Source organism: Gloeotrichia echinulata CP02 (genome assembly GCA_038087035.1).
Classification (GTDB): Bacteria; Cyanobacteriota; Cyanobacteriia; order Cyanobacteriales; family Nostocaceae; genus Gloeotrichia; species Gloeotrichia echinulata.
Map to the genome: position 1 here is coordinate 1,932,750 of CP051187.1, position 21,401 is coordinate 1,954,150.

Sequence of the window (21,401 nt, forward strand, 5' to 3'; positions counted from 1 at the left end):
TGTCATTTGTCATTTGTCATTGGTAAGGATTTGAGGTATATTTACCTTTTGTAATATGTCAAAAGGTTACAGTTAAAAATCTTTGACAAACTCGGTCAAGAAGCGGAACGCCTTTAAAATATAACTGGCGCAATCTCTCGGAGAGGTATTGTAAAATGATCGCCAGGCTAAACCTTTGTCTTCGTCATAGCGATCGCCTTTTTCGGGATGTTGTTCTAACCATGCTAATCTGACGGCATGACCGATTAATACGTCTAAGACGATATATTCTTCGATTTGCAGGCTGGGGTTATTGGAGGCGATCGCTGCTAATTCTATCATGGCTTCGATATTAACTTGGCGATATTCTGGGGCTTCGATTTTATTCAGCAGATGTTCGATGCGTAAGGCAAAATTCTTTTCTCCTGCTGTCATTTCTGACAACATTAATTCACTATCCAAGCGATTGCGTCGTTCTAGTTTATCACCAATTACTAGGCCTTTGCAATGTTGCATTACTAGCCAAACTTGTTGAAAAAATCCTTTGGGTACGCGGTTGAGCGCTCCTTCGGCTTGGCGGTACCGTCGCCAACCGCCTGATGGTGTTTCTATATCTTCGGCTATTGTGGGGATGATTACCCAATCAATGTCACTTTCTTTTTGTTTGACGTGGAGTGATTCTTGCTGACGTAATAAATCTCTCATTCCGCTATATCCAGTTAATACCTGACGTAGGCGGATTTTCACTTCAAATGGTGAAAGTTGCATCAAATTTTCGTATGCTTCGTCTTGAGTGAGTTTTAATTCTCTGGCGATTTCGCTAGTAATTAATAAGATAAGATAGCCAACTCTCAAGGTTAGCAGTCCTCGAAATAGTTCTGGTTCTGCTTTGATTAAACTGCTAAGATAAATCAGAATTTCTTGGGTGAGTACGCGATCGCGAATATCTTCACGGCAAAATTCATTGATTTTTTCGACTATTTCGCTGTGGGATATGGGTACGGTAATGACTGAGGCTTCGGTGTAAGCTTTACCTACGGCGATTTGTTTACCTCGCACCAAAATACTTGTCACTACGTCCGACAAGCTGATATCAGCCATTTGTCTCAACCCCGCAGCGCGTCGCACTACAGTCCAAATGCTTAATTCCCCCGCTCTGGTGTACACTTCATCTAGTAAATCTGCCACTTTCACAGGATTTCTAGGTCCACCAAAGCCGGTATCAAACTCTAGTCCTTGCAAGCGGGTTAAAGTCTGTAATAATTCAATTTGCTCGTAGAGATTTTCTGATGACCGCAAATAAGAAAGTAACATTCCCAAGTTGGTTTCGCACTCCATCTGAAATTCTTGGGTATGTCCTAATAGCCAATTTTTATTAGCATGATAAGCCAGATAACAGCAACGCAATCCCGCATTTTTCACTTCCGAGGAAGGTAATTGTGTTTTTAGAAGATTCACCCGTTCTGTGGCTGCTGTTAACATTAGCTGATTGAGTCTGCCTAATTTTACCCGCACGTTGTTACATACACCATTTCTCAGTTCTTCCATCAGTTCTAGTAAGGCTTGAGAACCAATTTCTAACATGGTGTGGGTCAACATTAAGGTGAGGATGGGACGCCCTAAATCGCTCCAATATTTTTGAATATAACTGAGTTCACTTCTAATTTGATCGACCAAAAAATGGTAATCAAAGGTTAAGTAAAATTGCTGATAGTCTAAAACTGAGGGCAAAAACACGATTGTTTTATCGTGAATCCGAAAAATTCTGGCTGTTGTTAAACTCCGCAGCCTGCGGATCGGGCGTCCAGTTAAACCAAGTTTATCGTTGCGACCAATTTGGGCATAAATATCTGATAGTTCTTCGGTATTTCTGACTTGAATTGGCGCTATTTGCTTGGGTGTTTGGGTTTCAATTCCGTGGACTTCTAATTTTTTCTGTAAATCTTCATCGGCGGCGATTAAGGCAATTTGTACCAAGGCTTCGCGATTTTTCCCGACACATAAATGTCTACCCAATGGGTCGATATCCCCTACCGCGATTAAGCCTTCACTTAACATTTGCGCCAAAAGATATAAACTTTGTGCCCACACAAGTGGTATATTTTCATTGGGCAATCGGGGCTGAGTTTGGGGTGCTAATTTTTCAGCTTCTACGTTTTTTAATGGCACATAATATAGTTCTGGTAATAACAGCAAGCCATCCTGTTCTACGAGTAATGAATCTAGGAGTTGTTGATATTTTTTAACTTGCTCTTTATCGCCGCGAAACAATCCATCTAAAACTAAATAAGTAAAAAATAACGGCCATTCGCATTCAATATCTTCAAATTGCTTGAGTTCCCACGGTTCATAGTGCAAACGTTGGGTGTCTTCTAAAACGGTTTGGTGTCCATCGCGCAGGAACCTTTTACAGCCGTATTTTCCTTGGAGTTTGTTGATGATATCGTTAAAAGTGCGATCGCGTAAATTTACATCTTCCACCGCAAAAGCCGGATAACTAATAATACTCAACAATGCCGCATCAATTTCTTTGGAACTAGATTCTCTCGGTAATAAGGATTCTAATGTAATTCGGGTGCGGGCGATTTCATCTGGTAGCGCATGAATCACGGATGCTTGACTACCACGCACGCCAAACAAATCTAGTCCGTTGATGGCTTCTAAGGCGGCTTTAGCCATACCTATAGAACTGGCGTTTAATTCCGCACTACCATGATTAATTTTGTTACCCCGTTCCCAAATCCCGTAATCTGGTGTGCGATATGCGCGTCCAATATAGTAAACTAGATTTTGGACAAAATCAACTTCATCAAGCGTATAAATTATTGACAATCCCGAAGCGGTCATTTGCGCCAACATCAGTAAAAATATAGATGTGGCATCAATTTGTAAATGTCCCCATTCATCGTCACCAACAACAATATCACCCGTAGCGGTGTTGTACTTGGCGTGTAACCCATCCAATGGCGATTGAGTATGTTTAAATTGCTCGACTTTATGCGCCTGTCGCATCATAGCAAACAGCAACCCGCGCATCAGCTTAATCACACTGCATTCTAGCTCATAAGTGCGTCCTCGATCTTCATCAACCTTGCGGTAGGCAAGTGCTAAACCCCAAACAGCCAAAATACTATAAACGTTGTCTCGTACCCACGCATCTGTATAATCACCGTGGGCTGTTATCGCTGTACTCGCAGGTAGCAAACCAGTAATCGGATTTTGACGTTTAAGAATGATTGTCTTGATTTGCTGGTAGTAATTCTCCAGATGAGTTTGCAATTCGCTGGACGTTTTCATGATTTTATTTTGAGCGACTTGGGGAATTCGACCGATGGAATTACAGCCGAGGGGGGTCTCAATTTTTTATTATCTCGTGTTCCTAGGCACCAAATCACGAAATTGTTAATGAACCATAACCAAAATGGGAGATTTCTGCCAAAAATTATCTATTGACTCTTGTCAAAAGTATCAGAGCTTATAAGCGCTTAGACTATATAATAGACCATTAGACCAGCCGTGATTAAAAATGAAATTGGCTGAATTATCGCAGCAAGCGTTAGCAAAAATCAAGTCCGTTCGATGGGATCGGATTATCGAAAAACACGAAGGACCAGAAGATTGGGCTGGAGTTCTTCGCTACTCCCAGCCAGAATTTATCATGATTGAGGGACACCCTGTCCTGTTACCTGTTGACAAATCCCATCACGCCAATATTACCATTTGGCGTTCAGTTTTTAGTTTTGACGGCAATTCCTTGACTTTATTCCTCAAGGATACAACTTTTGATGATGACCCCTTTTTCTGCGGCTTTATGGCTGTGTGCGATCGCGTTGTCGGCGAAAATTTTTTCTTGGCTATTTTATATCACGAATGGTTTGTAATTGAGCAATCGCCGCTCTTTGAATAACTTTAAATGAGTATTAACGTAGGTAGTTAGTAGGGTGCGTCAGTATCAATATTTTCTTGGTGTTTCCAGGGTTTCTCGTCGCTGACGCACCCTACAGATAATTTGGCGTCAACCAATGATGATGTATTGCGAAAAGTCACGGGGTTTCTGTCAGATGTCTGGGATAATTGTTATCCTGTTATTTAAGCAAGATATCTGCTGGTTGGTGTGGACTATAACAGGTGTCCCCTACGCTGTGCTACCTCGTCAATCAAGATGACAAAAAAGCCACCAGTGACGCTGCGCCCAATTAGCTTATGAGCCGAAACCCAGATTTTCTGGTAAAGGTTCGTAGTTTTGCGTAAATTCGTAGTCTTGAGGTTGGTAGTTGCGCTTAAGAGCGGGAAAGCCTTGCTAATAGAGATGAAGCGCAACTACGAGCTATAAATTTAATTTCCTAACAATAGGGACTTAGGAAATATTGTGTTAAGTCAAACCAAGTAGATGAGATTTAACAGCCTGATAAGTGTTTAATAGCGCTTAAACAGATTTTGGCTCAAAGTGGTAGAAGTAATAATACTAGATATTTGCCTGAACAAGGGTGTTAATATTCAGTATATTTACATACTACAACTTTTGATATTAAAATAAATAGCACTCATTGTGTGGTGTTATTTTTGACTTTGTGAAGTTTCGGAATAAATTCATTTATTGGCTTGACACAGACTTAAAGAGTAGTAAAATCTACTTTAATTAAACGAAAATCAGGGCTTTGAGTAAGTTACTTGTGTGGAAGACCACATATTTTGTACACTGATACTTGCATCTACCGGATTACACTATTCCGGGTTAGTATTATGACTTAGTGATGCCTGATTAGATATCGATATTGAATTGTTGAATTTTATGGACCAAAGTCCACAAGACGGCAATATTAACCTCTTCTAAGCTGGTGAGCGTGTGTATCCCAGCGAGGGGGAGACCATAGGAGGTATTATGCTCATACAAGACATTCGCAATTCAGTTGTTGAGGTTTCTGACTTAAACCAGCTCAAATGGGATTTAAATCATGTACAACCCGTTGACGTCGGGGAGTACATTACACAATTGTCTAAAAAACAGCGGGCGATCGCATTCCGGTTGCTGAACAAGGCTCAAGCTATTGATGTCTTTGAATATCTACCGACAGAAGTACAGGAAGAATTGATCAATTCTCTCCATGATGTCCAGGTAGTGCAACTTGTAGAGGCCATGAGTCCTGATGAACGCGCCGAATTGTTTGACGAGCTACCTGCTGGGGTAATCAAACGATTATTACAGGAACTGAGTCCAGAACAAAGACAAGCAACCGCGACTATACTAGGTTATCCAGAAGGTACCGCCGGACGGGTGATGACGACGGAATATGTCCGGTTACAGGAAGGATTAACTGTAGGCGAAGCCCTAAGTAAAATCCGCCGTCAGGATGAAGACAAGGAGACGATTTACTACGCCTACGTCACAGACAATAATCGGACTTTGGTTAGTGTTGTATCTCTGCGCCAGCTGCTATTTACTTTTCCCGAGGTTTTCATCCGAGATATTGCTAGCGATCGCGTCATCAAGGTGAGAACGGAAACTTCTCAGGAAGAAGTCGCCCAAATCATGAAGCGCTATGACTTAATCGCTATCCCCGTAGTTGACCGGGAAGACCGATTGGTCGGCATTATCACAATTGATGATGTCATCGATATCATGGAAGAGGAAGCAACAGAAGATATTCAAAAATTGGCGGGTGTCAGTGGCGATGAAGCTGCTTTATCTCCTCCCCAAGTTACGATTCTGAAACGCTTGCCTTGGTTATTGGGCATTATGGGACTATATATTGGTGCAGCCAGTGCGATCGCTCCCTTCCAGTCAGTGATTTCTGCTGTGCCGGTTCTCGCAGTTATTATGCCGATTTTTTCTAATACCGGTGGGACTGTAGGGATTCAAGCATTAACGGTAACAATTCGCGGTTTAGGTGTGGGTGAGGTGACGCCCAAAGATACGCTCAAAATTCTTCACAAAGAACTTTGTGCTGGTTTAGGAACTGCTTTGGCTTTAGCGGTGACGATGATTTTGCTTTCCCTGATTTGGGCCCGCCCTCAAGAGCGATGGGTAGCTTTAGTGGCGGGAATGGTCATGGCAACCAACACAATTGTAGCTGTTACACTTGGCACTTTACTACCAATGGGTTTGAAGCGACTGAAGCTTGACCCTGCTTTGGTGAGTGGTCCGTTAGTGACAACAATGCTGGATACTATCGGGTTTTTAACCTTTCTCAGCTTGATTTCTCTAGCTTTGAAGGTCTTCCATTTACCACAATAATCTGGCGAAAATTATGGCTAAGTTTCGCGCCTTTGACGAGTCCTTCCGGCTTTCTTGGGCGCATCCGCCATCAGGCGTCTTGATGAAAGATTATGCTTGAAATTATGCACTTTTGCTGCTAAGGAACTGAAATCTTGCCCTAGTTCTTTGATTCCCTTGACAGACATTAGCTGCATTTCTCAATGCATCATTTGTATATTTTCCAGAGCAATCGCTGATTTTGTGCTATTAATACCATTGAGAAAAATGTTGACGTCCGATGGATTGACACAACCCATATCCAAAATGGTATAACCTTGGTTTAATCATCAGCAAACTAAGCTAAAATCACACTCACATTCTCAATAATCTCATGAATTTTTGTGAATGTTTGCCAAAGATTAGCTACGGTGAAATATGCTGTTCAACATTTGACTTCCATCATTAGGGTGATCATTATGCCCAAGGGCGGTTGCTATAACTTTGACAAGCAAAGCAACTTGCTGCTGCGCTCACAAGAGTTGGAGAAAAATAGATGGATATGCAAATTTGATGTTTTTTAGCTTATTCTCTGGCTATGAGAAAGAGACTAGGGATTAGGGGCTAGGGACTAGCGAGTATTATTTTTACTTGCACCTTCCCCTCAATTACTCAGAACTTTTTCCAGTCAGTTAATCACGGAAAAATCCCACAACCAATTATGAAACTTAAGTAAATCACCGATAATAAACCAAACTATATTGCAAAACGTAAATACTCCCTAAGCACTTACCAATGACCCATGACGACCCTAACCAGTATGTTTTGCGCGTATCCACTGAACTATTTCTAGTTTTCAGTGTTTATTTTCAACTAAAAATCATCAACTGCGTAGACGAATAACGCATGAAAAATCTATTCCTATATCTTGAAGCTATATAATTTAAAAGCATAATGTCAAGAGAAAACAAAAGCAAGTACGCTATCCTGGGAATATTGAGCTTTGGTTCCCAGTCGGGTTACGACATCAAAAAGAAAATTGAAGCCAATACCAGCAACTTTTGGAATGAGAGCTACGGCCAAATTTACCCCATACTGAAACGATTGGTGGCTGAAGGACTGGCGACTCAATCGGTTGAGGCGCAAGTTGGTAAGCCAGATCGCCACGTTTATATGCTCACAGACAAAGGCTACAAAGAGTTGCAACAATGGTTGACGACACCTGTTGATCCGCAAGTAGACAGAATCGAGATTTTGTTAAAGCTATTCTTTGGACACCAGATGACTGTCGGCGACAATATTCGTCATTTGGAACAATTTCGCCATCAGCAACAAAAACTGCTACAAAAGTACATAGCTCTAGTAGAAGATGTGAAAATGCAAGAGGCAGAGAGCCTGAACGCTACCTACTGGCTAATGACAGCTAGCTACAAGCTGCATGTGACTCAGGCTCTGATTGGTTGGTGTGACGAGACCTTAGCTAAACTAAATCAGATGGCGAAACAAACATAGTACTTCGCCATACTACCTTGACTGTGTTTACGGTGATTACTTTGTCTTCAGGACTAAAGTCCTGACAAACCCAAGGATTAATCAGTTCTCTTAAAGATATCTGTTTCGATAGAAGACAGGTGGTATTATTGCCTCTGCATATTTGACACTCGCACTCCCAGAAGGAGTGGGATTCTTGACTCATAGGGGATAAGCGTGAACTTACCCTCATCAAGCATTTTAACCCTCTGCCCGACAGATGCACACCAAAAACTGATAGTTATTTATGCCTACTACCACCTGGAATCGTCATCACATTCTTTCCCTAGCGGACTTCAGTGCTGTTGAGTACAATACTATTTTGCAAACTGCTGCAAGTTTTCAAGAGGTGCTATCACGACGGACGAAGAAAGTGCCAACCTTACAGGGACAGGTGGTGGCGAATTTATTTTTTGAACCGTCTACGCGCACTCGCAGTAGCTTTGAAATCGCTGCTAAACGCCTAAGTGCTGATACCCTGAACTTCGCAGCAGCTACTTCTTCGATGACCAAGGGAGAGACAATACTCGACACGGCCAAGACTTATTTGGCGATGGGAACTGATATTATGGTGATTCGCCATCGCGAGGCGGGGGTACCGAATGCGATCGCCCAGGAAATGGATCGTCTAGGTGTACGAGTCAGTGTTCTCAATGCTGGCGATGGTCAACATGAGCATCCTTCCCAAGCCCTGCTAGACTTATTTACCATCTGTACTTTAATTGACCCAACTAGTCCCAGGGTGGAACTATTAAAGGGGAAAAAAATTGCGATCGTTGGCGATATTCTGCATTCTCGCGTAGCCCGGTCGAATATCTGGAGTTTAACTGCCTGTGGTGCCCAAGTGCATCTAGCGGCACCCCCCACCCTGTTACCCAAATTATTTTCTGAATATTTTTCAGATTTTTCCGAAAGCTATGCTAATATAGAATCACAAACTCCTAATCCCCAACCCCGTAGAGATGACCCCCCAGGTCATCTCTACCCCAACCCCCATACTTCCCTGATAAATCGTCAGTTATTTTTACATTGGGATCTTGAACCAGCGTTGTGTGGCGCTGATTTTGTCATGACTTTGCGTCTCCAAAAGGAACGCATGACTGCTCATTTACTGCCAAGTTTGCGAGAATATCATCATTTGTTTGGGATTACACGCAACCAACTACAAGTATGTAAGCCCAACGTCAAAGTTTTGCATCCCGGACCAGTTAACCGTGGTGTGGAAATTAGCTCAGAATTAATGGATGACCCAGAATTTAGCCTAATTCAATCGCAAGTTACCAGTGGTGTAGCTGTGCGTATGGCACTGCTGTATTTAATCGGCAGTGGTAAAGCCTAATAACAGGATAAACTCAAAGCAAATCCTGGCAATACATTTTTCACTGATAATTCTGTGGGGAGATTTTGCACTTCCACGTCTTTTCCTGGGCAATAAATTTCCACTTGCTGCTGTTGGGGGTTAATTAACCATCCCAATAGCACCCCTGCATCCATATATTCTCGCATTTTTTGGCGTAGGGTATCTAAGTCGTCGGTTGCTGACCTTAATTCAATCACAAAATCCGGTGCTATCGGGGGAAACTTGCGTCTTTGGTAAGGAGTGAGTGCTTCCCAACGTTCCCGTTGAATCCAAGCCGCATCGGGGGAACGATCAGCTCCGTTGGGTAGTTTAAATATAGTAGAAGAACTAAAAGTATAACCCAGTCCCGTTTGCCGATTCCAGATTCCCAGATCAATAATTAAGTCTGCTTCTCGATTATAGCGTTTCTCGCCCTAGTGAGGTACATCGGTAAGGGCACGGCAGTGCCGTGCCCCTACATCGCGTGATACAATTTTGTACCTCATCTGAATAGGAAGTGCTATACCGCTTTCACCGCCAACGGGGGACATAATAATTAACTCTCCGCTAGCCGTTCGTTCAAATTTCAACTCGCGGTTATTTTGACATAGCTGATAGAATTGTTCGTCTGTCAGATGAACGGTGTCTAAATTTAATGTCAAAGGACTCATAACCTACACCTAGCCGGAATAGCCATTAAAATTATATCGTGGATCAGTCGCTAAGGATTACAATATTGATGAGAAGCAAAAAAAATGAACCAGCAATATATACTGTGGGTTGGCGATCGCCTAATTTATGAGCAAAGCCAAGATTCTGAACCCATCCGAGAGCTATACCTTTAGCAAATATGCCGAATTAGCCTACGATAGCGCCGATATCCTAGCTGAATTTGGTGTTACCCTTAATAATAGCTCACTCCAACTGCCACAGCAGTTACCAATTGATCCAGAACCACTGAGAAGAGAACTGCAAGAAAATCTCACGTTGGTAGATCCTGTTTCCGAGATAGCTAGACGTGAAGCACTGATCTTTCCGATGCTCAAAACTATTTGTAAATTTATTCAAGTACCACTGAAAATTGAATATCCTGTCAAAGTCAGCAATTGGCTCAAAGGCAGTTTTGATTATTTTATTCCTACTGAACAAAATTTGTTAGTGATTGAAGCGAAAAATGCCGATTTAGCAAGAGGTTTTACCCAACTGGCGGTAGAATTGATTGCCCTTGATCAATGGACTGATTCAACAGTTCCAATGCTCTATGGTACCGTGACAACAGGAGATACCTGGAAATTTGGCATTTTCCAACGCCAGGAAAAAATAGTTTATAAAGATATCAACACATACGCCGTTCCTAGCGATTTAAATTTAGTGCTTTCTGTTCTCTTTGGTATAATTTTAAGCTAAATGAACCCTCAAAATTTTAATCCCAGCCAACAAATTGGTTTCAATACCCAACAAACCCGCCCAAATGTTGGTTTACTACCAAATTTCCGTCAAATCTAAGACAAATCCTGGTAATACATCTTCTCCTGACAAATTAGCAGGATTGTCCAATATTTCCACATTTTGACCTAGCCTGTACATCTCGACCTTTTGGTTTTTTGGGTCAATCAACCATCCCAAAATTGCTCCATTTTCCATATATTCCCTCATTTTTGTGCGTAGGGTTTCTATATTGTCAGAGGGCGATCGCAACTCTACAACAAAATCTGGACAGATGGGAGCAAAACCTGCTTTTTCTTCTGGCGTCAGTCCGTTCCATCGCTCCAATTTGATCCAAGCTGCATCAGGTGAGCGATTTGCACCATTTGGTAAGTGGAATCCCGTAGAAGAGTTAAAAGCCTTCCCTAGCTTTTTGTCACGGTTCCATAGCCAGAGTTGTCCTTCAATATCTAAGTTCCGATTACCTGTCTCGCTGCCAGTGGGAGGCATGACGATTAACTCTCCTGTAGCAGTTCTTTCTAACCTTAAGTCACGGTTTACACCCGCAAGTTCTTGGAATTGCTCGTGACTGACTTTGAAGCTTTGGGGAATGGTGATGGTAGACTTTACCATATTTTGGGTCAACAACTAGCAGAATATAGTTTATATCGATCATTCGGGAATGGTGTAAGTAGCCGTATTGACACTCCCCCGACTGACTAAGTATCGCTGAGTCCTGCGGACACGCTGCGCGGTAAGCGTTCGCGGAGCGTCTCCGAAGGAGAAGCTATGCCGAAGGCTTTACGCTCACTTAGTCGTAAAGTCGGGGGATTCTTCATTCATCGTCAGAATTTGCTCTAGCAGGCTTACGCCAACTAGTGTAGTGACTCCGACTCCTGAAGCGTTACTTTGGGTATGCCCTACCCTAGCTTTTGCATCGCGGAGCGTGTCGGAGACAAGATTCAGAATATTTTTTGCAGCATTAACATCCCTCTGCAAACTGCAACCACAACTACATACATGGCTACGAGTTGAGAGGGATTTTTTCACAATTACACCACAACCAGAGCATTTTTGGGATGTCAACCTCGGATTGACAGCAACAACTTGTGAGTTAAATTTACCCGCAAAATATTCTAACCAACTGCGGAAAAGTGACCAAGATGCATCATTAATACTCTTGGCTAGACAGTGATGTTTCACCATGCCTTTAACATTCAAATTTAGCCTTCGGCAACGGCTTCGCCGAACATAGGCTACTAAAGCGTTAGCTTTGCATACGTTACGCGCCAATTCAAGAGCGTGTTCTTTCCGTTGCCTACTTACTTTTAAATGTTTTCGAGCATACCTGTTTCGTGCTTTTCTTCTTTGGTTTTTGCCTTTCTCTTTTTTGTAAATCCGTCTCTGAGCGTGTTTAATTGCTTTCTCAGCTTTTCTTAAAAATCTAGGGTTTTCTACATGATTACCATTTGAATCTGAGTAGAAAAACTCTAGACCAACGTCTAGACCTATTTCACCGTCAGCAATTCTAGACTCAGATTCAATATCTACATTAATGCAGAATTGACAATAGAATCCATCGGCTTTTTTGAGAAGTCTAACACGCTTAATCAGTTTAACTGGGTAAGTTTGGATATCCCATTTACCAAGTAACTTGACTTCACCAATACCTTTTTTATCAGTAAATGTGATGCGTCTTTTACTTGGATCTAACGACCATCCAGAGGTTTTATATTCCACCGAACGGTTATCTTTTTTAAATCTGGGATAGCCCTTTTTACCTGCTACTACGGCAGTTGCTCCACTTGGGGAGACCCCAAGACCGCACTGCCTCTTCTTCTTACAGTTCTGGTAGAACCTATCAATAGCAGACCATGCTCGTTCAGTTGCAGCTTGGCAAGCCATTGAGTTTAATTCCTCAACAAATTTAAACTCTTTGCGTAACGCTGTTGAGTAATTATTTAAAGCAATTTTATTAATTTTGGCTTCTTTTGGCGAATCAATCCAGTAGCGTATAGCTTTATTTCTGATGAATTGAGTTGTACGGATAGCCTCATTAATTGCATCGTATTGATGCTTTTTAGCTTTGACTTTGTACTCTAAAACCAGCATTACTTAATCACCTCCTTGATGATTTTCTTAGGGTCTTATTTTCTTATTACTCCCCAGTAATCGAGAGTTCATCAACCCAAATCCGAGGACAAACACCCCCAGGGGTTAACTCCACTTCTTTTTCCACATAAATAACTGATTTCAACAGTTCCAGAAAATCACCAGCAACTGTGGCTGACTCAATACTTGTTTTCACACCTTTGTTAATTATCCAACCATCAAAAGGCAAAGAAAACGAACCTTGTAAGGCTTTCACACCCGCATGAAGCGCTTGTAAATCATCAATCAAAATTACATTTTCGGCAGTTTCTAAACTTAATTCCTGTGCAGCATTAGCTGCAGCAAAAACATGATAAAAATTAGGACTGACGCTAACTTTAGCGCCAATACTTGCATTACCTGTAGGCTGTGCGTTCAACCTTTTAGCAGTTCCAGCACTGTGGAGAAAGCCTGTTAAAACGCCACCTTCTATCAGCGAAACCTTACGGGTAGGAGTTCCTTCACCATCAAAAGCTTCTGCGCCGACATTAGCCGGATGCAATGCATCATCCACAACTGAAAGCAGAGGGGAAGCGATTTCCTTACCTAAATCATCAGGTTTAGAGAGGCTTTGGTTGTCCAAAATACTTTGAGCATTGAACAAATTAGAAAAAGCCCCCAACAAACTTAAGAAAGCTTCAGGAGAAAAAACGACTCGATATTTACCAGTCGTGATTTTTTCATAATTCAAGTGGCTAATTGTTTTATCTGCAGTTTCTTTGATACAACCATTCAAATCTAGATTATCTAAACTGTGGTTGATTCTCAAAGCACCTGCACCGCGAGGTTTTTTGCCTTCCTCTTCAGTTTTGCTGTAAAGATAAACAGATGCAAAAGAGTGAGATTCTGTTCTCACAGCGCCATCGCTATTGAGATAAAATCTATCAATATCTCTTTGCGCCAAGCCGTTATACGGAACCCCTTTAATTGCGGAATGAGCAGCTAGTAATTCTTTTTCAGCTACCAGCAATTTTTCGATTAATTCAGCAACAGGTGCTTGGGGTGCTTTATCGTGGGGTATATTGGCGATAGGAATTGTAGCTTCTGGGCTAAAATCTGGGACATTTTCTTTAACACCAAAAAAACTAGCTTCGTAGGCAGTTTTTAAAGCTAATTCTAGTCCCTGGGGATCTACATCTGTAGTGCTGGTGACACCCATTGTATTGTCTTCATTCCAGACGCGGACAGTAACACCAGAACGATTTGAGGCTTTAACTTGTTTTGGCTCACCTTGATCGACTTGCACACTAGTTTCATCGACAGTAGAGCCGTAAATGTCAAATTTTTTAATGCCAAGCTTTTCAGCGTTTTCTTTGGCGTAGGTTGCAATTTCACTAATATTCGGCATAGTCAATTGTGGATGTTATGATTTCTGTTTGTCTTTGGCTAAATTTTCTAGGGTGCGTTATAACCAAGTTTAACGCAGCGAATTGAATTAACGGTGCGTTACGGCTTCAGCCTAACGCACCCTACAAAAAATCTCAAATCTAAAATTCTCTAGCGTCCACCGACGGTAATTGAATCGACTTTGATGTGGGGTTGTCCAACTGTGGTGTAAATACTGCCACTGACGGAGCCACAGAATCCAGGTGCAAGTTCTAAATCTTGAGAACACATGGAAATCTTATTCATAATTTCCTTCGCTTCACCAATTAAAATAGCTCCCTTCAATGGTTTAGTGATTTTGCCATTTTCAATCAAATAAGCTTCATCTACACTGAAGTTAAATTGACCTGTAGCACCAACACTACCACCACCCATTTTTTTGCAGTAAATACCTTTATCAACTGAGGTAAATAAATCATCAACACTGTATTCGCCAGGTGCGATATAAGTATTCCGCATCCGGCTAGCGGCAGCAAAGGTATAATTTTGACGACGCCCACTGCCGGTTCTGGGGTGTCCTGTGCGTACAGAGCCTGTTCTATCGGCGATAAAATTCTTGAGAACACCTTTTTCAATTAACAGGGTTCTTTGAGCCGGCATACCTTCGTCATCCATGTCAATTGTACCGAAGGCATTGTCAGAACGCCCTTCATCCCAGGCGGTCAAACTTTCGTGGGCAATTTTTTCGCCTTTTTTGTCAGCGAAGGGTGTTGTTTGGTGTTCAATTTGAGTAGTTTCCAGCAAATGTCCGCAGGCTTCGTGGAAAATTACGCCGCCAAAGTGATTCGCCATGATAATCGGGTAATTACCTGATTCGACGTAATCTGCATACAGCATTTTCCCGGCGGATTCGGCTATTTGCTCGGACGCTTCTTGATAATCCCAGGTTCTCAAGAAATTCGCATCGCTGGTATTACCAGCACGTTGACCGATGGAGGTGCGATTTGCACCATCGGCGCACAGGAGATTAAATCCTACGGACTGGGTGAGGCGAATGTCACGAGCAAAGGTACCATCACTAGCTGCGACTAAAATTTCTTGCCAATCGCGGAAGTAGGTGGCGCGGCGGGATTGGACATGGGTGGCTTTTTGTTTGAGTTTAGCAGTACCATCAAGGAGGACTTCTCCCATTTCGCGGATGGAGCTACACAGAGGTAACCAGCCATCTTTACCGCGTTTGGTGGCGTAGTCGCGCAGTAATTCCAGGTTGATTTCTGGTATAAATGCCGTAGGTGCGGGTAATTGTAATCCCAGAATTGACAGCCCTTTTTCTAAAGCTGCTTTCAATCCCCAAAAGGAAAGATTATTGGTGCTGACGTAGCAATCAGCTTTACCGCGAAATACTCTAACGCCCGCGCCTGTGGCTAGGCTTGGGGAAATACTGGTGATGGTGTCGTCTTCAGCAAGACAACTGATGTAGTTACGACGTTCTAGGAATATTTCGATGAAATCAGCGCCGGCGGCGCGTCCTAGCCCCAGAAGGGTAGCCAGGGGGGCTTCCCAGGTTTCATCGAATCGCTCCGGTGTGGAGGAATATTGCAGGGTGGGGAGTTGGTTCGAGAGAAGTAGCGTACTAGTAAGCATGGGTAGCCTCGTCTGCTGGCATTATCAGAGATTTGACTGAAAAATCCTGGTGTGTTCAGTCTAACAAATCGATGAAAGCCAGAGTTGGCAGCATGGCAGTAGGGGTTTCCTCACCTGATACCGTCTTGTTCGCGGATGATTTACGCGAACATTATTTTCTTTTTTTTACAAAAAATAACCGATAGGCGAAAAGCCCCGCGTCTTCAGACCGGGGATGTATCGCCAACGTTTAATTTATTAAACGTCTTTTTTGGGTTCTGGCAGGCTATCCAATAATTCTTCTATTATTTGGGTCATCGTCTTATCTTTTTCTACCGCTAATAAACGTAACTTATTAATCCTGCGGTCACTCAAAAGTATATGTAAACCTTTTTTAGATTTTCTGCTGTAATCTACTAGCAGTTAAGTTCCAAGATTGCTGAGATAGTCGAGAAGAATTTTTGTACATATTCTCAGTTTCAATCAAACGAGTTGCTAGAAGAATCTCTGCTAACACCCGTTGGAAGGCATAGTACCAACCTCGCCAACCATCGAGAATACCACCTTTGAGGATTAAGCAGTATAAGAGGATAATCAAAGGAGCAAGAAGTTTTTGTTTACGGATGCGATCGCCCCAACTCAATTCATTTGTGGGAGTTGCTAATAATTTCTGCACTTCAATTACCATGTAGCGATCCTGCGCCCACAACCAGCGACTTAAGGGTTTGCGATCATCGTGGTGCATATAGGCATAAAACATGGAAGACTTACCAGAGAGTTGTAAAAGCTGAGTATGTCCATCATCTATATAAATTGCTTTGTCTTTGCGAAAGAGGATTTGACGTGGCGGTAGGATTGTACCTCGCAATGGTTTACCAAAAACACAGTATTTGAATTTCGCACAATAGCCATCTATTCGCCCATCTGCTGATAAAGCAGCCATTTCAGCGATCAGTTCATTTGTCACAATATAGTCTGCATCTAGAGACAATACCCACTGGGATTTAACTTGCTCTAAACCGTAGTTCCATTGATTAGCATGAGTATCAAATTTTTTCTGGAAAATTTGCACCTGGGGATAGAAACGCAAAATTTCTAGAGTTTCATCAGTGCTGTAGCTATCGATAACTACAATTGTGTTTGCCCAAGTGAGTTGCTGGAGAGTGCGAGCAATATTTGGGGCTTCATTATAGGTAAGGATGAGTGGAGTAATTTCTTGGAGCATAAAACCTAAGATTGTGTGTGTATTCTTCAAAAAAACAGCTTTTTATTCAGACAAATAATTCAAATAGCAAGGCTATACTGCTATACTATTCTTAACGCCTTCATTGCTGAATAAATCCTCAAAATCAGCCAGATATAGACTAGAAATCCGCTGATAACTAAATTCAGATGCTTTTTGGCTAGCTTTAATACTTATTTGATATCTCTTGGTAGAATTTAGAATCACTGATGCCATTACTGTTGCGAGATTTTGTGCAGCATCTGGACTACGATGTTCAAAGAAATATCCAGTTTGCTCGTTCTCTATATAATCTTGGAAACAGGTTAAATCTGAAACAATTGGTACTAAACCAGTTGCCATTGCTTCTAAAGGTGCAATGGGAAAAGCTTCACCTTTTTCAGCTAATGAAGGATAACAAAATAAATCAGCAGAGCGATATATTTCTACTAATTTATTGGGATTAAAAATTGGTTCTATAAATTCCACATTTAATCCCTCAGCTTTCTGCTTTAGTTGATTAAAATAACCTTCACCACCACCACCTTGACTTCCTTTACTCGGTCCAATAATCCTCAATTTGACCGGAGAAATTTGCTGAGATAGGATGGAAAAAGCATCTATAAGCAGATGAATTCCTTTTTCTGGGTGAATTCTGCCTACATATAAAATTACTTTTTCTGATTTCTCTGTCCTAGGCTGTGTAGGTGGCGAAAAGATGCGAGTGTCAACAGGGTTAGGAATTAATCGCATACGTGGAATCGCATTAGGATACTGTTGTGCGATTCCCTGCCAAATTGACTGGGACAAAACTGTAAAACGGTCTGCACGAGCATACAAAGGGTATTGGCCTTTAGGAAACCGACCGACACTGACAACAATTTTGCCCACTTTAGAACGCAGTGGCGCAAACACAGGTAGCCAAAAATCGTTGATGACTAAAATGTCGGCAGACGGTAAGTTAGGAAAGGTTTGCAGAGCATAAGCTAAATCTTTCACCAAGTCGAGCCAGATGTTTGGACTTTGGGAAAAGCCACCGCGACGGATGTAGCTAACGCCATTGATGATTTCTGTGGGGGGTTGTCCTGGATAGGAACGACACAAGATAGTTACTTGATGACCAGCCGCTGCAAATTCTTCTGCCAAACCCTGCCAAAGACGGTGATGGGACCCTCCTTGTAGAGTAGGAACAGGAAACCAAGGACCTGTAGCAATAGAAATAATCAATCTCCAACCTCCTTAAGCGCCATAAAACTGAACACAACTAGGCGGTTCACCACCACTGAGAATCCAGTGATAAACACTTGCCATATCCTTGGCGATCGCATTCCAAGAGTATTTGGTGTCAACTAAATTTCTGCCTTTAACACCCATTGCTTGTCGCTCACTCCCAGACATCTCTATAGCATCTACCAAAGCATTTCTTAGTCCTTGCTGGTTATTCTCAATCCACCAACCGCAGCCATATGTTTCTAAATCCTGCCAAGGAGCGCCTTTAGTAGTAATCACAGGTACCCCATAAGCTAAAGATTCTGCAATTGCAATCCCAAAATTTTCTGAATGGGTTGGCAGAATAAATAAATCAGCATTACTTAGGGCAGAGGCTTTCTGCTCTCCAGATAGCATTCCCGTAAATGTCACTTGTGACTGCAATTGTAATGTTGCTGTTAGCTCTTCTAATTTGGCTTGATAGCCGATTAAGTCAGGTCCGGCAATTACCAAATGCCAGTCAGGAAATTGTTTTACTAGTGTTTTCCATACCAATAGTAAGTTATCTAGACCTTTTTTTGGATGAATCCTAGATAGAAACAGTAGCCATTTTTTGGCAGTCAGTTCAGGAAATAGGCTACATAAAACCTCTCGACTAGGTTGAGTATCAAGGTTAGGGATACTGACTCCATTGGGAATTACAGCGATAGGTTGACGAAAATTTAGCTGGCGAAGGGACTTAGCTTCTTCTTTTGAAGTTGCATGGAAGGCGATGGCTTTCTGGAGATTCTGTTGTTCATACAGAAACCATGCAGGTAGTTTTTTTAACCAACTATTCCTTAAAGACCAAGCCTCTAGCATCCCTCTAGGAGAAATCAACAATGGTAGATTATTTCTTGTGGCTGCTTGACGGGCATAAAGGTTAGGAAACATCCAAAGTCCGTGATTATGAATTAAATCCAATTCTGTTGCTGCCAATTTTTGTAAAGCATGACTAGCGCTTGGCTGAAATCCCCGCAGATATTTTGCTAATTTTGTCGCCGTGTAGCTATGAAGATTGACATTTGTTGTAGAAACTTGTTTACCATGTCCTTGATAGTCAAGGGTAAATAAATGAGGGGAAATTCCCTGCACTGATAAAGCTTGTGCTAGGTTAGTTACTGAATAGGCTGGTCCGCCACTATTTTCATTAATATTGGCAACTACATGACAGACATATGCTTGCTGTAAAACTGTTTTCATTGCAGTTAATTTATTTATTAAAATAATTTCTGACTAGGAAACACACTAGTTTTTTTATTACTAATTGCCGATAGATTAGTTAGAAACTTTTTGCCACCAATACTGTAGTAATGCCAGACTCCAACGACGATACCAATTTCCCAAATCTATATTTTCCGATGAATTTATCCCCTGAAAACATTCATGCCATTCATCTGTTATCCATTTTTGGAAAGGAAAAGAAAAACCTCGTTTTGGTCGGTTAGTCACCCAACTGGGTAATTCGGGAACCGATTCAATTAACAACTTTTTTTTCGGCATTAAGCGCAGGTTACTGGGTATAGAAGCAATCGTTTCTACAAACACACGGTCTACAAGGGGTACTCGTAGTTCTAAGCCCCATGACATACTCATAACATCACTATCTCTTAATAGCTGATTACGCATGTAGCCGCTAATTTCCAATAAACTAACTTCATCTTCAACAGAAGGTAGAGACATAACTTGATCATGGCGAAGACGTTGGGGTAAATCCCGTTCTGGAAGGTATTGATGTGCTATTTGGCAAGCTTCTTGATGGGAGAATATCCCTCGAAAACTGCGGTAAGCAGCTTTCGAGTCTGGGGTATCTTGTAAGAAGTCTCCTATGCGTCTGATTTGGGGCTTTCTTGCCCAATGCTCTAATCCCATACCAATACCAATATTCAGCGGATAAAAGGCTTTAATTGTCCTACTTAAGCGAACCATTTGGGGAATTTTATGAAAAGAGCCATAGCCTCCAAATAATTCATCTCCTCCTAATCCAGAAAGGACAACTTTTGTACCATCTTGACGAGCTAATTGGGATACACAAAAAGTATTAAAGCCATCAACAGTTGGTTGGTCAATGGTTTCTAGGAATTTCGGAAATAATGATTGACCTACAGAAGAAGTAATTGTATATTCTGTATGCTCAGTATCAAAATGATGAGCAATTTTGCTGGCTATTTCTCCTTCATTCCATTCCGCTTCTTCAAAGCCTATTGAATAAGTTTTTAGTAACCCAGTTTGGGTTTGACGTGCTAAGGCGACCACTGTTGTGGAATCTATCCCGCCACTGAGAAACACACCTACTGGTACATCACTGACAAAATGGTGTTGAATGGAATCAATCAGGGCAGAGCGCACTTTGTCGCGGGCTTGTTCCAATGTAATTGATTCTGGCGTAAAATCAATTTGCCAATATTGTTTTTGCGTCAGTTGACCAGCCTGCCAATGCAGATAGTGACCAGCATTTAAGCAGTAAACTCCCTCGATTAAAGTATTTGGCTCCGCAACTGAACCACTAATCAGATAACCATATAATCCCTCCATGCTCAAATTAACAGCAGGTAAGCTGGAGGCAAGCAGCGCTCTTAATTCTGAGGCAAATATTAACGTTGCACCAGATTGCCAATAATAGAGTGGCTTAATACCTAGAGGATCACGAGCTAAAAAACAAGTTTTCTCAAAATCATCCCAAATTGCAAAGGCAAACATGCCACGTAAATACTGTACACAATCACTACCCCACCTTTGGTATAACTTCAGAATTACTTCTGTATCTGTTTGCGAATTAAATTTTTCTCCTTGAGTAATTAAATCCCGTCGCAGTTGTTGAAAGTTATAGATTTCACCGTTGAAAGTAATCCAGTATCGCCCATCAGAAGTAGACATAGGCTGATGTCCAGCACTACTGAGGTCGAGAATTGACAACCGCGTATGGGTAAAAGCAGCTTGTTTTTCTTGGGCAATAAAAATACCAGCATCATCTGGTCCACGGTGATGCAAAGCAACTTGCATCCGCCGTATAATTTGTTCTAATTTATCCTGATACTGATGGACTGTAAGAATTCCAGCAATGCCACACATATTATCCGAATTTCTATTGTTAGTTGTGAAACAATAGTAACTTAAAAAGCTTAGAGGATGTTTGAAGAATATCCAAAGTTTATTTTTCTACTCTACCCCCATACGGTGTAGAAATAGAACTTTAAAGTCCCAATTTTCAATGGGATCTACTTGGTTACTTTGCTTTCTAAAGGTATAGCAAGTACCCTGTTTATAGGTGTCTGTGGAAAAATTTTATTACTTTGAATACTTACCAAATATCCGCTAAGAGTCGATATATCTATGTTTTGTCCAATCCAACAGTTGTCAGAACA

16 protein-coding genes and 1 pseudogene are annotated in these 21,401 nt (G+C 41.7%); 5 read left to right on the forward strand and 12 right to left on the reverse strand.

The window, feature by feature from the left end; translation table 11 throughout:
* Positions 1–72 precede the first annotated feature (72 nt).
* Positions 73–3,276, reverse strand: a complete 3,204-nt coding sequence (locus tag HEQ19_08530) for a glycoside hydrolase family 15 protein (GenBank protein WYL99567.1) — start codon at positions 3,274–3,276, stop codon at positions 73–75.
* Between the two features lie 229 nt (positions 3,277–3,505).
* Here HEQ19_08530 and HEQ19_08535 point away from each other — a divergent pair, with 229 nt between their 5' ends.
* Complete coding sequence (locus HEQ19_08535; protein WYL99568.1) at positions 3,506–3,886, forward strand: hypothetical protein; 381 nt, start codon at positions 3,506–3,508, stop codon at positions 3,884–3,886.
* Between the two features lie 975 nt (positions 3,887–4,861).
* Positions 4,862–6,214: a magnesium transporter gene (gene mgtE, locus HEQ19_08540; protein WYL99569.1), complete on the forward strand. Its 1,353-nt coding sequence runs from the start codon at positions 4,862–4,864 to the stop codon at positions 6,212–6,214.
* Positions 6,215–6,231: 17 nt separating this feature from the next.
* Here mgtE and HEQ19_08545 read toward each other — a convergent pair whose 3' ends face one another.
* The gene (locus HEQ19_08545; protein WYL99570.1) at positions 6,232–6,381 is read right to left on the reverse strand and encodes a hypothetical protein; all 150 of its coding nucleotides are present in this window, start codon (positions 6,379–6,381) and stop codon (positions 6,232–6,234) included.
* Between the two features lie 745 nt (positions 6,382–7,126).
* Between HEQ19_08545 and HEQ19_08550 the strand changes: the two genes are divergently transcribed.
* Together HEQ19_08550 and HEQ19_08555 are read left to right on the forward strand one after the other, a co-directional pair.
* Positions 7,127–7,684, forward strand: coding sequence for a PadR family transcriptional regulator (locus HEQ19_08550; GenBank protein WYL99571.1), 558 nt, complete (start codon positions 7,127–7,129; stop codon positions 7,682–7,684).
* 265 nt (positions 7,685–7,949) lie between these two features.
* Positions 7,950–9,041 (forward strand): aspartate carbamoyltransferase catalytic subunit, encoded by a 1,092-nt coding sequence (locus HEQ19_08555; GenBank protein ID WYL99572.1) that lies wholly within the window; start codon positions 7,950–7,952, stop codon positions 9,039–9,041.
* Here the strand turns inward: HEQ19_08555 and HEQ19_08560 are convergent.
* Both HEQ19_08560 and HEQ19_08565 read right to left on the reverse strand, forming a co-directional pair.
* Positions 9,038–9,442, reverse strand: a complete 405-nt coding sequence (locus tag HEQ19_08560; GenBank protein ID WYM03313.1) for a Uma2 family endonuclease — start codon at positions 9,440–9,442, stop codon at positions 9,038–9,040. The two genes, HEQ19_08555 and HEQ19_08560, sit on opposite strands and share 4 nt — an antisense overlap.
* A 123-nt stretch (positions 9,443–9,565) precedes the next feature.
* Positions 9,566–9,712, reverse strand: a pseudogene (locus tag HEQ19_08565) (Uma2 family endonuclease).
* A 127-nt stretch (positions 9,713–9,839) separates the two neighbouring features.
* Between HEQ19_08565 and HEQ19_08570 the strand changes: the two are divergent.
* Positions 9,840–10,448: a hypothetical protein gene (locus HEQ19_08570; protein WYL99573.1), complete on the forward strand. Its 609-nt coding sequence runs from the start codon at positions 9,840–9,842 to the stop codon at positions 10,446–10,448.
* Between the two features lie 75 nt (positions 10,449–10,523).
* Here the strand turns inward: HEQ19_08570 and HEQ19_08575 are convergent, their stop codons facing one another.
* The 8 genes from HEQ19_08575 to asnB form a co-directional block, all read right to left on the reverse strand.
* Positions 10,524–11,099, reverse strand: a complete 576-nt coding sequence (locus HEQ19_08575) for a Uma2 family endonuclease (protein ID WYL99574.1) — start codon at positions 11,097–11,099, stop codon at positions 10,524–10,526.
* Between the two features lie 174 nt (positions 11,100–11,273).
* The gene (locus HEQ19_08580; protein ID WYL99575.1) at positions 11,274–12,578 is read right to left on the reverse strand and encodes a transposase; all 1,305 of its coding nucleotides are present in this window, start codon (positions 12,576–12,578) and stop codon (positions 11,274–11,276) included.
* Positions 12,579–12,624: 46 nt separating this feature from the next.
* Entirely contained in the window at positions 12,625–13,965 is a 1,341-nt protein-coding gene (locus HEQ19_08585; GenBank protein ID WYL99576.1) for a TldD/PmbA family protein, read from the reverse strand.
* Positions 13,966–14,114: 149 nt separating this feature from the next.
* Positions 14,115–15,587 carry a TldD/PmbA family protein gene (locus HEQ19_08590; GenBank protein ID WYL99577.1) on the reverse strand — a complete coding sequence of 491 codons (1,473 nt, stop codon included), beginning with the start codon at positions 15,585–15,587 and terminating at the stop codon, positions 14,115–14,117.
* 373 nt (positions 15,588–15,960) lie between these two features.
* The gene (locus tag HEQ19_08595) at positions 15,961–16,791 is read right to left on the reverse strand and encodes a glycosyltransferase family 2 protein (GenBank protein WYM03314.1); all 831 of its coding nucleotides are present in this window, start codon (positions 16,789–16,791) and stop codon (positions 15,961–15,963) included.
* Between the two features lie 72 nt (positions 16,792–16,863).
* Positions 16,864–18,015, reverse strand: a complete 1,152-nt coding sequence (locus tag HEQ19_08600; protein ID WYL99578.1) for a glycosyltransferase family 4 protein — start codon at positions 18,013–18,015, stop codon at positions 16,864–16,866.
* Between the two features lie 12 nt (positions 18,016–18,027).
* Positions 18,028–19,239 (reverse strand): glycosyltransferase, encoded by a 1,212-nt coding sequence (locus HEQ19_08605; protein WYL99579.1) that lies wholly within the window; start codon positions 19,237–19,239, stop codon positions 18,028–18,030.
* A 75-nt stretch (positions 19,240–19,314) separates the two neighbouring features.
* Positions 19,315–21,108 (reverse strand): asparagine synthase (glutamine-hydrolyzing), encoded by a 1,794-nt coding sequence (gene asnB / locus HEQ19_08610; protein ID WYL99580.1) that lies wholly within the window; start codon positions 21,106–21,108, stop codon positions 19,315–19,317.
* Between the last annotated feature and the right edge of the window lie 293 nt (positions 21,109–21,401).

Coding starts and splice junctions, on each gene's coding strand:
- HEQ19_08555 (WYL99572.1), top strand. CDS start 7,950: ATGCCTACTACCACCTGGAATCGTCATCACATTCTTTCCCTAGCGGAC.
- HEQ19_08545 (WYL99570.1), bottom strand. CDS start 6,381: ATGTCTGTCAAGGGAATCAAAGAACTAGGGCAAGATTTCAGTTCCTTA.
- HEQ19_08535 (WYL99568.1), top strand. CDS start 3,506: ATGAAATTGGCTGAATTATCGCAGCAAGCGTTAGCAAAAATCAAGTCC.
- HEQ19_08570 (WYL99573.1), top strand. CDS start 9,840: ATGAGCAAAGCCAAGATTCTGAACCCATCCGAGAGCTATACCTTTAGC.
- HEQ19_08580 (WYL99575.1), bottom strand. CDS start 12,578: ATGCTGGTTTTAGAGTACAAAGTCAAAGCTAAAAAGCATCAATACGAT.
- HEQ19_08595 (WYM03314.1), bottom strand. CDS start 16,791: ATGCTCCAAGAAATTACTCCACTCATCCTTACCTATAATGAAGCCCCA.
- HEQ19_08605 (WYL99579.1), bottom strand. CDS start 19,239: ATGAAAACAGTTTTACAGCAAGCATATGTCTGTCATGTAGTTGCCAAT.
- asnB (WYL99580.1), bottom strand. CDS start 21,108: ATGTGTGGCATTGCTGGAATTCTTACAGTCCATCAGTATCAGGATAAA.
- HEQ19_08590 (WYL99577.1), bottom strand. CDS start 15,587: ATGCTTACTAGTACGCTACTTCTCTCGAACCAACTCCCCACCCTGCAA.
- HEQ19_08575 (WYL99574.1), bottom strand. CDS start 11,099: ATGGTAAAGTCTACCATCACCATTCCCCAAAGCTTCAAAGTCAGTCAC.
- HEQ19_08550 (WYL99571.1), top strand. CDS start 7,127: ATGTCAAGAGAAAACAAAAGCAAGTACGCTATCCTGGGAATATTGAGC.
- HEQ19_08530 (WYL99567.1), bottom strand. CDS start 3,276: ATGAAAACGTCCAGCGAATTGCAAACTCATCTGGAGAATTACTACCAG.
- mgtE (WYL99569.1), top strand. CDS start 4,862: ATGCTCATACAAGACATTCGCAATTCAGTTGTTGAGGTTTCTGACTTA.
- HEQ19_08585 (WYL99576.1), bottom strand. CDS start 13,965: ATGCCGAATATTAGTGAAATTGCAACCTACGCCAAAGAAAACGCTGAA.